The sequence below is a fragment of the Spiroplasma endosymbiont of Megaselia nigra genome (assembly GCF_003987485.1).
GTDB lineage: Bacteria > Bacillota_I > Bacilli_A > Mycoplasmatales > Mycoplasmataceae > Spiroplasma.
The window spans coordinates 1-13,611 of the sequence record NZ_RCOO01000017.1 but is presented as its reverse complement, the minus strand read 5'-3'; the positions used below and the strand labels follow the sequence as shown (position 1 = coordinate 13,611).

Here is a 13,611-nt window from a genome sequence, read left to right as displayed (position 1 = left end):
GGTGTGTCAAAATTAATAAATTTAAGACAAAACTACTAAATTTTTTTAAAATAAATTATATTGAACATTTATTTTATTGATGTTATAATGATATTAAATAAACTGCTACACTTCATAGTACAATTTACAGAAATAAATAAAAAACAAAATAAACAAAAACTAGATAATTTGTTTGTGTTGTAAAATATGAATAATAATGGCTTAAACGCTCTCCATAACTTGGTAACTGCCCATAAATGCCACTTTTTGTTTTTAACGCTAAAATAAAATCACAAACTAAAAAAGCAAAAATTAACATAATACCAATAATACGATAAATTAATAATTTCCGATCTGTAAAAAAATGCTTAATCTTAAAAACCTTTCTTTTTCTAATAATTTATAAAAATAAGTTAATAAGGGATTTTGATTTTATTTGATAATTTATAGTTTTATTTGTAAATCTAATTATTTTTCCTCTTGTCGTTCGACTATAACATTAATAACTGGTAAGCAGCGATAATGCACTTGTGCTTGGTCAAACATCCGCTTTGCTGCTTGATTATCATCGCTGCCTTCGTATTTGTCATCATCATAAATAACTTCTTTAATTCCAGCTTGAATAATGATTTTTGTACATTCTGTACAAGGAAATAAGGTTGTATAAATTCGACAATTTTCTAAATTTGTTCGTGCACTTAAAATGGCATTTAATTCAGCATGAGCAACATAAGGATATTTTGTTTCTAAATATTCCCCTTCCCGTGCCCATGGAAAATCATCATCATTTAAACCACGGGGTAAACCGTTATAACCTGTCGCAATAATTTGCCCAATTTGGTTAACAACACAACCCCCAACTTGTGTATGTGGATCTTTGCTTCGCATTGCACAAACATGCGCAACACTTAAGAAGAAATCATCTCATGATAAATAATCATTACGTTTTTTCCCTGTTACTGTTGTCATAAATTAAAGATTCCTCCCTTAAAATTGAAAAAGAGATCACTAAAACTAGACTGACTTTGTAACAAAAAGATTGGTCAATTTGCTTTTGGATAAAAATAATAATTATTTAACATTTCCTCAATTGCACTCTTTTCCATCAAACCTGCACGTCAATAACTTAATAATGCGTCAATAACAGCACGATTATAGGATGGAACATAACGTATTCATAATAATGCAATTGTACTAACCACTATCATTGTTGCAATAATAAAAACTGGATATAATATTGTTCAATTAACACGATGTGAACGGTTAAATTCTAAACCATAACCAAGCGCACTACCAACAAAAAAACCAACAAAATTAATTAAATAAAATGAATAACCTAAAAAGATTGGCATTATTAGCAACCACAGCATAATAATTAAAGTTCGTTGGTTGGCAATTAAAGCCCCTAAATCTTCTTTACCATAGTTATAACTAAACAAACTTCCCCATAAAATTGCTAATAAAATAGTTGATCCGCCAAAAATTCAATTTGGTAATACGGCTGCTAAAAATACTCCGGCTAAGGGGATTCCAACTACTAAAATGACTGATAATCGTCAACGCCCTAACAAAGCTTCTGCATAACGAGCAACACTAAAAATCATAAATAAATTTAAAACTACTAACAATGGGTTACTGGAAAATAAAACATATGTTCATAATCGCCATCATTGATTATTTCAAATTAATAAATCACGAGTAACACCACCATAAACTAATTGCGTTGCTCCTTCACTTAAGCCTTGAGTATTAAAAATTTGCGCACCAAAAAAGATTCCAACAATTGGAATAATTAATAATAAAGCAATTAAAACTCACGTAACACCTAGGTTATTGACACTTAATTTATCACTTAGTTGCTTTAAATTTTTTGTTAATTTACTATTAGGGTCTTTAATCCCATCTAAAATTTCCTCAGTTGTCATCCCCACCATTGAAGTATCATTTTCATTATTTTCTTGCAACATTGTAATGTTCGGATAATAAGTACTTAAACGGTCAAGATAATTATTTTTGTCAACAAATAATGTTACATCGCCACTATCATCTTTATAAATCTGCGAACGATTTTCAATTAAAATAATTGATAAAATAGTAAGTTTTGCGCGTTGAAATTTTTTATTTAAAAAAGTCTTTAACGTTTGCACAACCTTATCATTAATGATGAGATCATTAAATTCACCACTAAAATTATCAATAATTTTAATAATTTGAAATTCTTTACTATCAACTTTATATAAATAAACATTATTATTATTATTATTATTATTATTATTATTATTATTATTATTATTGCGTGGTTTACTTTTATAAACATTGTATTTTTCTTGTTTTAAAAAATAATCAACTAGAGATAATTTATCTTTATCAAAACTCATTGTTTTCTATCCTTTCGCGCGTAATATTGCTAATCTTTGTTCAAACTCTTGTGGTAAGGCTGCCGTAATGGTCAGAGCTTCTTTAGTAACTGGATGAATAAATCTTAATTGATACGCATGCAGATATTGTCCAAAACTTTCTTTTTTATCAGCGGCTGTGCCATATAACGGATCACCAACAATAGGATGGTTAATGTATTTTAGATGGGCTCGAATTTGATGAGTTCGCCCGCTTTCTAATTCACACTCTATATAAGTATAATCATTAAAGCGTTCAATTACAAGAATATTAGTTACTGCTTTTTTAGAATTTTTTGCTGTAACTGTCATTTTCTTGCGATTATTAGGATCACGGCCAATTGGCGCATCAATTTTAGCTCGATTCTCAATAATTTGACCATGAACAAGTGCTAAATAGCGGCGTTGTAATTGCTTTGTTTGAATTTGTTGTTGTAGTTGATGATGAACAACATCATTTTTAGCAATAATTAAAGTTCCTGTCGTTTGGCGATCAATGCGATGGACAATTCCCGGGCGTTGCTCACCACTAGCAGTTGACCATTGCACTCCTCGTGCTAATAAAGCATTAACTAAAGTATCATTCTGGTATCCTGGTGCTGGATGAACAACTAAATTATTTGGTTTATCAATCACCATTAAATAACTATCTTCATACAAAATTGTTAATGGGATTGGCATTGGTGTTAATTCACTTGCTTTAGGATTTGGAAATTCAATGCGAACATGGTCTCCAATTTGACTAACATAATTTGCCGGCACAACTTGTCCATTAACTTGAACTTTCTCTTGCTTAATTAATGCTTGGATTTTAGTTCGCGAAAAAGAAGTGGGATTTGTTTTAAAATAATCAGTTAAAATTTTATCAATTCGAGCTGATGAAGAAACAATAAAGGTAATCTTAGTCATTTGGTTCAAAATGATCTTCGCGTTTGCTTCGTGCTCACTCACGATAAAACTGAATAATTTCAATAATAATAGCAAAAATTAAGACAATAACACCAAAGGTTACTCAAGTATCAGCTAAATTAAACACACTATAAGGGGGAAATAAAATTCATGCTAGAAAATCAACAACCCCACCATGGTTTCACATACGGTCAATTAAATTACCAAACCCACCAGTTGTAATCATCATTAAACCAACAGCAGCAGTTTTATTATTAATATATAAAAAAATACCAAATGCAAGCAAAGTAATAAAAACTGCACCAATAATAACAAGTGGAAGATTATCAGCATTTGTTCCAAAAGCAATTCCTTTATTAACCATAAATTTAAAATTAATAAATCCATCCAAAAATTTAACTTCGGGAACTGCTGGATCATGGGACAATAAATGAAAAGCTAATTGCTTCGTAATAATATCTAATATTAATAACGAAATAAAAATTGGTAGACAAACTTGGAGTTTATATCTTCAAATATAATCTCGATTTTTAAAATGGTCTTTAAAATCATATCAAAATTGTTTTGTTCGTTCTTTCATTTGCTTTTGACTCCTTTTTCGTTTTATACATTATCGCACATTTTTTGCCGATAAAACATTAAAACAACGATCACAAATTTCATTATTTTGGACATTTAAATGATTATAAATCATTCAACAACGTTGGCATTTTAAACCAGCTTTTTCTTGAACTTTTAAAAAACTAGTTTCATATTCTGTTAAGTTCTGATGGTCAGTAGTAAAAATAATTTCACTAACAATAAAAATTTGATATAAATCCTTAATTGTCGCTAAACTTGCATAGGCTGGTTTTAAAGCAATCGTTACTTGACATTCTAATGATTTTTTAATTTCTTTTTGTTCACGACGACGTTCTAATTCTTTATTAACATCATCTCGTAATTTCAGCACTTGGTCTCATTTTGCAATTAATTTATCATTAATAGCCATTGTTAAGACAAAATTTTTTTCTAAATGAACCGAGCTTTGTTGCTCGGGATATGTAATAAAGCGATGACTTTCTTCAACTGTATGCGGAATAATTGGTTTTAAAACATCAACTAAAATCCGATATAAATAATATAATGTTGTTTGTACCGCACGACGACGTGGTGATTTCATTTCCTCAATATATAAAATATCTTTTGTAAAATCTAAATAAAATTTTGATAATTTTGTGGTAACAAAATTATTAATTAAAGTATAAACATTATTAAAATTAAATTCTTCATAACTTTTATTTACTTTTTGTTGAAATTCCTGCGCTAAATGTAACACATAATAATCAACCTCTCCTAATTTTGATTGTAAATCAGTTGCTGGATTAAAATCATTTAAATTTGCTAATAAAAACCGTAATGTATTACGAATTTTTCGATAAGCTTCCGCAATTTGTTTTAAAATTTCTGGCCCAATTTTAACATCATCACGATAATCAACCGAAGCTACTCACATTCGTAAAATATCAGCTCCATACTGGTCAGTAATTGCTAATGGTGAGATAACATTTCCCAATGATTTACTCATTTTGCGGCCTTTTTCATCATTAGCAAAACCATGTGATAAAACAACTTGGTAAGGAGCATGACCTGTCGCCACAACCGAAGTAATTAACGATGAATTAAATCATCCTCGAAATTGGTCAATTCCTTCCAAATAAACATTAACGGGATGGGGTAAATGATATTCTTTTGTTACTGCTAAATTACTAACACCACTATCAAATCAAACATCCATAATATCTTGCTCTTTTCGTCAATTGCGATTTTGATAAGCTGGTGGCAACAATTGATAAGCACTTCATTCAAATCAAATGTCAGTTGTTTTTGCTTTGGCAAATAAATTAATTACATGTTCAATTAATTCTGTTGTAAATTGTGGTTGATTATTTTCATCGTAAAAGGCAATAATTGGTACACCCCATAATCTTTGACGAGAAATACATCAATCCTGACGATTTTCAATCATTGTTTCCATTCTTTTTGCTGCTCATTGTGGATTTCATTGTACTTGTCTAATTTCTTTTAATAATTCTGGTTTAATTTTTTCAATTGAAACAAATCATTGTGCTGTTGCACGATAAATAACTGGTTTTTTTGTTCGTCAATCAATTGGATAACGATGTTTTGTAAATTTTAATTTTAACAAAGCGCCATTTTGTTCTAATCGTTGACCAATCATTTTATTTGCATCTTCATAATAAACACCAACTAAACTATCATCTGCTACTTCTGGAATATATTTTCCAGTATCATCTAATGGTGCAAAGATTGGAACATTGTTCGTACGGGCAATCAAATAATCATCTTCACCAAATCCCGATGCGATATGGACAATTCCTGTCCCAGCTTCAACAGTAACATGGTGGCCAAGAACAACAGAACTATCGCGGTCATATAAAGGATGTTTTGTAATAATTCCAACTAATTTAGCACCAACTACTTCTTGTACAATTTTAACTTTTTTCCAATTTAATAATGTTTGTAACTCGTCAAATAAAGCCTTAGCAAATAAGTATTTTTCACCTTCAACAAGAACTTCAACATAAACAACATCTTTTCCAACCGCTAACAATTGATTCATTGGAATTGTTCATGGTGTTGTTGTTCAAATTAAAAATTTTGTTCCTGGTTTAATCACCCTATTTCCTGTTGTTACTGTAAAAGTTACATAAATTGATGGTGATGTTAAATCAGCATATTCAATTTCTGCCTCCGCTAAAGCTGATTCACTTGAAGGTGATCAATAAATTGGTTTTAATTGCCGATAAACTAATTTTTTTTGAACCATTGTTTGAAATAATCGTAATTGTTCTAATTCATATGGCAAATATAATGTTACATATTTTTGCTGAAAATCACTAAACAAACCTAACCGACTAAATTGCGTAATTTGTTTTTCAATTTGGTCTAAAGCATATTGACGACAAATTTGGCGAAAGGCAACTGGTGGAGTTGTTTTCCGATCAACCCCGCTTTTAACAACAGCAGTTTCAATTGGCAAACCATGCGTATCTCAGCCACAAATTCATGGACTATAAAATCCTTTTTGATTATAATAACGAACAATAAAATCTTTTAAAATTTTGTTTAACGCATGACCAACATGTAAATCCCCATTTGCATAAGGAGGACCATCATGTAAAATAAAGGGTTGGTTGTTAGCATTATGTTGATAGCGCCCTGAAACAACATTTGTTTTAAGTCACTCTAACTGAATTTGCGGTTCTTTTCCTACCAAGTTAGCTTTCATCTCAAATAAGGTATTGGGAGTTAATAATGTATCTTTATAATTCATCAGTGTTTTTTCCTTTCTGTCATAAAAAAAGTAAGACTATAAGAGCGCAAATGCACGGTACCATCTTACTTTATAAATATTGTAATAATATTTACCTTTTTTTCTTTATTTTAAATTGTAAAAACAAGAGATAATTATTTGTCTTTTATGATTAGCTCACATCATCCTAATCTTGCTGTAATAAAACGAGCAAATAACCGTGGTTTGTTTTCTTATAAATAAATATTACACTATTTATTTAATTTTGTTAATAATTTCTTTTTTAATCAATTCTGTAATTCGTTCACCATCATTAATGGAAAAGACATAAATGCGCTTATTTCGTTCTAAAAAATCATCAATTACTTTTAACACATTCTGGGGATTATGCCGATTATGATCAATGTCATCAAGTAATACTGCAATTTCTTCTTTAAAAGCATAAGAAAAATCAACTGCTTTCATAATAATCCGTCCCGCATTATGACTTGCAACTTCAAATGCTTCGCGTGATTTTTCAATATTATACCGTGAAATATGCTCTAAATGTTGTAATTCTTGTAAACGCAACATTAATTGGCGATTATGGTATGTTAATTTTTCTATAATTTCATTTTGTTCATAAATAATTGTCCGTAAATCTTTCTCTTGTTCTGCCATATTTTCCCCTACTTTATGCAAACTTTGCAATTGTAATTCGATAATGTTGGTTTGTTGATGGTAAAATTGCATTAATTTTAAAACGACCATACCGTTTTATTGATATTATAATATCACAAGCAACTTGAAAAGTCTTATTATTTACCACTGAAAAATTAACATAAACATAATTTTGTTCAACATATTTTTGTGCTTGTTGGCGTGAAACATTGCAAAGGGCACTTACCACAGCATCTAAGCGTAAACTTTTTACTGTTTTTACAAAAACATTAAATTGATATTCAATAACAACAGGGGCAGGGTTAATAGTTCAAGTTAATAAGTTCTTTTGAATAATTAATGGAGCATTAATAAACACTGGCATAATTTTCTTTAAAACACTTAAATATAAATCATTTGCTGTGATATATAAATCACCAAACACTCGCATTTCTAATTGTAATTGGTTTAAAATAAAACCAAGCACCTGATGATGTTGAAAAAAATGCGGTGTTGGTTGTTTCGCATGTAAAATAACCGTATTATCGTGCTTAGCATTAAAACTAACTGTTGCTCGAAAACCATTTGTTAATGGTTTATGAATAAAATAATTAGTAATGTTTGCTTGTGCCAAGATTGCTTGCAAAATTGCAATTTGACGTAAATCAAGAAAATCTGTGTTAACAACTTGCCCACGGTGGGCTTGTTCACATCATCCTTTAATTTTATTAATTAATTCATAATCTTGCTGATAATGTTGCAATAATTGTGTCTTATTAAGCATCTTTTTGAATTGTAAATTGATAAGTTCTATGTTCAATTTTTTGAACATCACCATTAAAAGCATACATCACACCACTAATAAAATCTAATAGACGTACCCGTTCTCCTTTTGGTAACTTCTCTAAATGAACAATTAATTGCCCTTTTATTAATAATAAATCAGCCATTTTGGGAGCATCATTATAACTATCAGCAATAAAACTAGTTGTAAGCACACTTGTATTACTACTAACTTCAGAAGAAGGCTGTAATTCGCTTTCACGCTCAAAATTCACCTTTTGAAAGGGTGTTTCTGGGGCAAGAACAGGTTTTGTTAATGGTTGATCTAATGGTTGATCTAATGGTTGATAACTATGGACAATTGGTGCGGTTAGGCTATCATTAAAATCAATTCGTGGTTGAGATTCGTAAATACTTCGTTGTTTTTTCTTAAAAATGCTCATTATTATCAACTACGACGAACAAATGGTGGTAAATCATCATCTTCATCGTCATGTTCAACGACTTGATTATTATTAACATGTTCTCGTCACGCATTAATCCGACGGTTTGCATTCGCTGTTTCACGTTCAGCATTTTCAGATAAATTAGTGAAATAACTTGGCCGTTTACGAGCAACATCTTGATCATTGTCATCACTAACCTCAGCATCCCGTGTTGGACGTGGTGCTGGTGCTTCGTATTCTTCCATTGAAGCACGATAACCATTATCTGGATTAGTAAAATTTTGTTCTTCATCGAACCCAGTTGCGATGACAGTTACAATCATTTCATCATCTAAATGCTCATTAACTGCTGTTCCAAAAATAATATTAACTTCGCCACCAATTGCTTGTTTAACAATATCAACAGCATCATTAGCATCATTTAAGGTTAAGGTATTACCACCAGTAACATTAATAATAGCATCACGAGCACCACGAATTGATGCTTCTAATAACGGAGAAATAATTGCTTTATTAGCAGCTTCAATTGCTTTATCTTTACCTGAACCAATCCCAATGCCAAATAAAGCATTCCCTTTATTTTTCATCACGGTCTTAATATCTGCAAAGTCTAAATTAATTAAGGATGGTACTGCAATTAAATCAGTAATGGTTTGAACTCCTTGGCGTAAAATATTATCTGCTTCTTTGAATGAATCTTTTAATGGGACACCACCAATTACTTCTAATAAGCGATCATTTGAAATAATAATTAATGAATCAACATGTTTACGTAGTTCTTCGGTTCCTTGAATAGCATAACTATTGCGCGCACGTCCTTCAAATGAAAATGGCGTTGTAATAATTCCAACGGTTAAAGCACCTTGTTCTCTGGCGAGTTTGGCAATAATAGGAGCAGCCCCAGTTCCAGTTCCACCACCCATTCCAGCGGCGACAAAAACCATATCTGCCCCTTTTAAAGCGTCTTTAATTTCCTCTGCTGATTCAATTGCTGCTTGACGACCAACATCAGGATTAGCACCTGCTCCTAGCCCTTTTGATGTTTCTTTACCTAATACAATTTTATTTTTTGACTTTGAAACACTAATAATCTGGGCATCAGTATTAGCAACAATAAATTCAACCCCTTGTACGCCTGCTTCAATCATCCGATTGACAGCATTATTACCAGCACCACCAATACCGATAACTTTTATTGACGCGACTTGTTCATAATTATCAAAATTGTCCATAACCTTAATTCCTCCATTTTTTTATATATTATACTATTTATTTAATATTTTGGTAGTATTTTTGTTGATATTGTTGCGAACCGTTTAAATGCTGGTTACTTAGCGGCATAACCCCTTGTGCCAGGTTAGCATTGACACCCGGTTGATGATGCTCACCATATTTGTCATTTCGTGGTCCTTTTTTATCACCATTATTATTTAAATAACGAATATAACGATGATCAACCGATTGAATATTTGTTGCACTAACTTTATTTGCTAAATGTTGATAATAAATATTTCCCAATAAGCCAGTACATCATGTTTCTTTTGCTCCTAATGTTGAAGCAATATAAACGATAACATTTTTATCTTTATTTAACGCCAACAAATTTTCTTTAAACCCACTAATTCGTAAAATTTCACCAACAACAACCACTGGATAGTTATAGCGCCCTAAGCTATTAGCTAACTTTTCACTCAATGTTTCCATTTCTTCTGTTAAAACATGATTAACAATTCGTTTTAAATCATAATGGGTAAAATTTAATTGTGTTTGTTGCTGTTGATCATATTTGCTATAAATAATTAAATTATCTTTACTATTATTATTTAAATTAATAATTTTATATAAATATTTTAGTGCTTGCTTATTATCACAACTTAAGACATTACGTAATCGCGTAATTATTTTTTTAATCCCACCCGGAATAATAATTTGTTCACATAAAGTTTCACGAACAAAAACATAAGCGATAATATTATCATAATCTCAATTAATAATTGTAATTCCATTTTGCAAATCAACTGGTGATGAAATATTTCACGCAAGACTAAACCCCTCTGGAAGGATACCCATAACTTCAATTTTGGCATATTTAAGTGTCGCAAAAATACTTTGAATAATCTGTTTTTTTGTTACATAAACAATTGCCTTAATACTTACTTTGTGCGCCGCCTGCCCTATTGGTGGCGCTGATAATGCTTTTTGTTCATTAAGAATGTAACGATATGGTCTAATAAAAAAAGCAGTTTCATCATCTAATAAAGGAACTTCTTTTGCTAATGTAATTAATGAATCAATATCATTCTTAGTAATTAGACGATCATGTGTTAAATTTAGCATTTTGGTTGAAGTTTTAATTGTCATATTATTTGCTGGAATACTAATTGCCACCCGTTCAATTACAATTCCTAATTGTCGATTTGCATCTTTAATTAAATTAACTAATTCTTTAGCCACATTTTTTTCATCAATAATAATACCATTATCACAAAAATGATATTCAAGATGCCTTTTATAAAGCACTTTAATTTGTGATTCAGTATAAACACCAACCATAAAACTAAAACTATAATTTTTAATTTCTAACACAGCATATACTTCTTTTAACTTATAATCCACTTCGTTCACCTCCTTTTCAAATTTTAGAATATTATTTCACCCGTTCTAATATTCTTAATTTAGCACTTGTACTTCGATGGTTGTTTGTTTGTTCAGTTACCGAAGGTACAATTGCTTTATTAGTAATAATCTGATAATCACTTTCAAAATGTGATATTACTGGTAGCTGTTGATTTATTTCATAATTAGGATCTTTTGTTAAACTTTGAAAATATTTTTTAACAATACGATCTTCTAATGAATGAAACGAAATTACAACTAACCGACCATGCACCGCTAATAAAGTTGTTGCTTGTCGTAATGATTCTTGTAAAACAAATAACTCTTGATTTACTTCAATTCGTAATGCTTGAAAAACTCGTTTTGCTGGATGTTTTGCCTTTTTTAAAATCTTTTGTGGCAAACTTTTTTTAATAATTTCAACAAGACGGAAAGTAGTAACAATTTCTTGTTCATTACGAGCAATAACAATGTTTTTTGCAATTACTTTTGCAAATGGTTCTTCACCATAATCTTGAAAAAGTTTTACTAAAGCTTCTTGCGAATAAGTATTAACAATGATTTTTGCTGTTAATCCTTGATGTTGATTCATCCGCATGTCCAATGGACTATCATAGCGATAACTAAAACCACGGTTATCATCATCTAATTGTGGTGATGATACTCCGAGGTCATATAAAATCCCATTAACTGCTTTAACATGTCGTAGTTGTAATTCAGCAGCTAAATTAACAAAATTATTTTTAATAATTTCATAATTACGATATTTACTCTTCTGCAAAATTTCTTCAGAAGCAACAATTGCTGCTTCATCTTGCTCAAAGCAATATAACTTTCCATTTGGAAGATGCTTTAAAATTTCAAGACTATGTCCGGCTCGTCCTAAGGTACAATCAACATAAATTCCATTGTTTTGAACATTTAAACCGGCAATTGCTTCTTGTAATAAGACTGTCTGATGTTTAAATTCCATACGTTAAATTTTTTCCTCAAAATTTTTTGCCGATTCTTCGATTCCTGGTGCTTGTTCAATGTATACTTCTCAAACTTTCGGATCTCATAATTCTAAGTGATCATTGTTTCCAATAATAACAACATCTTTTGTAATATTTGCTTTATTTTGCAAAATGGACGAAATTTTAATTCGTCCAGCATTATCGAAAGTAGTTTCATCAGACATTGACATAATTTTTCGTGTCAAAGCCCTTCCTTCGGCTGTGGCTTGTCCAGTTGAAGAAACTTTTTCTGTTCACTTTAACCATTCAGCTTCATTACGAACATCAATACAACCATCAAAACCAAGAGAAATAAAGACTTTATCATCTTTAAACTGTTCTCTCATTTTAGAAGGAATTGTTAATCGTCCTTTATCATCTAATGTATGATTGTAAGTTCCTAATAATGCCATTTTGCTCCATTCTACCCCACTTTCATACATATTGTATTATAATCTTTCCCATATTGCAACACTTTTCCCAAAAAATTTTTTACAAAAAAATAGTCCTACTACTGGACCAATAATTTAAAGGCTTTTTTAAACAAGATAAATTATAAATACAACATTAGTTAAAAAAAAAAAGAATCTCTTGATCCTTTCCTATAATTAGTTATTATAACCTAATCAACTCTAATAACTTCTTTATCCTTATAATATCCACATTCACGACAAACTCTATGTGGTTTAATTAATGCTCCACAATTTTTACATGCTATCAAAGTTGCTCCAACTAATTTAAAATGTGTTCGGCGTTTTCTTTTTGCCTGTTTGGATGTTTTTCGAAATGGTACCGCCATTATTTCTCCTCCTTTGTTGTTTTAACTAATTTTTCGTGTAATTGTTCTCATCGTGAATCCGCTTGAGCTGCTTGATACGCTGCAAATTCTTCCTCAGAAAAAACTTGCCAAGTTAAATCACCACTAATTATTTTATCACTATTTTTAGATAAATTAATAGGAATATTCATAATTATTTCATCTCATGCATATTTTATTATATCAAAATTTTGCTCATTTAAGTAATTAATATCACTTTTTTTATAAAATTTAAAACTATACTCATCATTTCATTCTAAATTAATTGGAACAGCAAAATGTTCTAATGTCTGAGCATCCTCAACAACAACTTCGCCAATAATTGTTGCAACAATATTAACTGCATTAAGATTTGGATGATAAGTAATTATTCCCTTAATATTAACATCTTTGATTCCTCTAATATTAACCGAATAATCTAGTAATTCTGGGCTAATATTTAATGGTATATCGACACTAACTTGCGGTTGTTTAATAAAATCTGTTTCTGTATAAATCATTTTGTTCCCTCATTATTTTATTGACTTTTGTTGCCAAATTTGAATAATCTTACCCTAATAAATCTTTTGTTAAATTATTCATTAATATAATATAATATAATATAATTATACATTTATTTTGGTCGTATAAATAATTATAGGGTAACTTATATAATTTAAGAAATTAGAACACTTTAAGCATTCCACTTACACTATTATTTTAAACCAAACTATTT

At 30.2% G+C, this 13,611-nt stretch carries 14 protein-coding genes; all 14 read right to left on the bottom strand.

Annotation, left to right across the window (positions count from 1 at the left end):
* Nucleotides 1–447 precede the first annotated feature (447 nt).
* The 14 genes from D9R21_RS01745 to D9R21_RS01680 all read right to left on the bottom strand — a co-directional run bounded on the left by D9R21_RS01745 (nt 448) and on the right by D9R21_RS01680 (nt 13,396).
* Complete coding sequence (locus D9R21_RS01745) at nt 448–948, bottom strand: deoxycytidylate deaminase (RefSeq protein WP_126820848.1); 501 nt, start codon at nt 946–948, stop codon at nt 448–450.
* Nucleotides 936–2,357, bottom strand: a complete 1,422-nt coding sequence (locus D9R21_RS01740) for a rhomboid family intramembrane serine protease (RefSeq protein ID WP_126820847.1) — start codon at nt 2,355–2,357, stop codon at nt 936–938. Before D9R21_RS01740 ends, D9R21_RS01745 begins: the two co-directional genes overlap by 13 nt.
* A gap of 6 nt (nt 2,358–2,363) precedes the next feature.
* The gene (locus D9R21_RS01735; RefSeq protein ID WP_126820846.1) at nt 2,364–3,284 is read right to left on the bottom strand and encodes an RluA family pseudouridine synthase; all 921 of its coding nucleotides are present in this window, start codon (nt 3,282–3,284) and stop codon (nt 2,364–2,366) included.
* The gene (lspA, locus tag D9R21_RS01730) at nt 3,277–3,864 is read right to left on the bottom strand and encodes a signal peptidase II (RefSeq protein WP_126820845.1); all 588 of its coding nucleotides are present in this window, start codon (nt 3,862–3,864) and stop codon (nt 3,277–3,279) included. The genes D9R21_RS01735 and lspA overlap by 8 nt, the downstream gene beginning before the upstream one ends.
* Before the next feature lie 30 nt (nt 3,865–3,894).
* Nucleotides 3,895–6,621: an isoleucine--tRNA ligase gene (gene ileS / locus D9R21_RS01725; protein WP_126820844.1), complete on the bottom strand. Its 2,727-nt coding sequence runs from the start codon at nt 6,619–6,621 to the stop codon at nt 3,895–3,897.
* A 234-nt stretch (nt 6,622–6,855) separates the two neighbouring features.
* The gene (locus tag D9R21_RS01720) at nt 6,856–7,260 is read right to left on the bottom strand and encodes a hypothetical protein (protein WP_126820843.1); all 405 of its coding nucleotides are present in this window, start codon (nt 7,258–7,260) and stop codon (nt 6,856–6,858) included.
* Between the two features lie 13 nt (nt 7,261–7,273).
* Complete coding sequence (locus D9R21_RS01715; protein WP_126820842.1) at nt 7,274–8,023, bottom strand: S4 domain-containing protein; 750 nt, start codon at nt 8,021–8,023, stop codon at nt 7,274–7,276.
* A complete protein-coding gene (locus D9R21_RS01710; protein ID WP_126820841.1) occupies nt 8,016–8,465 on the bottom strand; it encodes a cell division protein SepF in 450 nt (149 codons plus the stop codon). Before D9R21_RS01710 ends, D9R21_RS01715 begins: the two co-directional genes overlap by 8 nt.
* 2 nt (nt 8,466–8,467) lie before the next feature.
* The gene (gene ftsZ / locus D9R21_RS01705; protein WP_126820840.1) at nt 8,468–9,700 is read right to left on the bottom strand and encodes a cell division protein FtsZ; all 1,233 of its coding nucleotides are present in this window, start codon (nt 9,698–9,700) and stop codon (nt 8,468–8,470) included.
* Nucleotides 9,701–9,737: 37 nt separating this feature from the next.
* Nucleotides 9,738–11,084: a cell division protein FtsA gene (locus tag D9R21_RS01700; protein ID WP_126820839.1), complete on the bottom strand. Its 1,347-nt coding sequence runs from the start codon at nt 11,082–11,084 to the stop codon at nt 9,738–9,740.
* A 31-nt stretch (nt 11,085–11,115) separates the two neighbouring features.
* The gene (gene rsmH, locus D9R21_RS01695) at nt 11,116–12,057 is read right to left on the bottom strand and encodes a 16S rRNA (cytosine(1402)-N(4))-methyltransferase RsmH (protein WP_126820838.1); all 942 of its coding nucleotides are present in this window, start codon (nt 12,055–12,057) and stop codon (nt 11,116–11,118) included.
* 3 nt (nt 12,058–12,060) lie between these two features.
* On the bottom strand, nt 12,061–12,492 hold the full coding sequence (gene mraZ, locus D9R21_RS01690) for a division/cell wall cluster transcriptional repressor MraZ (protein ID WP_126820837.1): 432 nt from the start codon (nt 12,490–12,492) through the stop codon (nt 12,061–12,063).
* 209 nt (nt 12,493–12,701) lie between these two features.
* Nucleotides 12,702–12,878 (bottom strand): 50S ribosomal protein L32, encoded by a 177-nt coding sequence (gene rpmF, locus D9R21_RS01685; RefSeq protein ID WP_004027582.1) that lies wholly within the window; start codon nt 12,876–12,878, stop codon nt 12,702–12,704.
* Entirely contained in the window at nt 12,878–13,396 is a 519-nt protein-coding gene (locus D9R21_RS01680; RefSeq protein ID WP_126820836.1) for a YceD family protein, read from the bottom strand. Before D9R21_RS01680 ends, rpmF begins: the two co-directional genes overlap by 1 nt.
* Between the last annotated feature and the right edge of the window lie 215 nt (nt 13,397–13,611).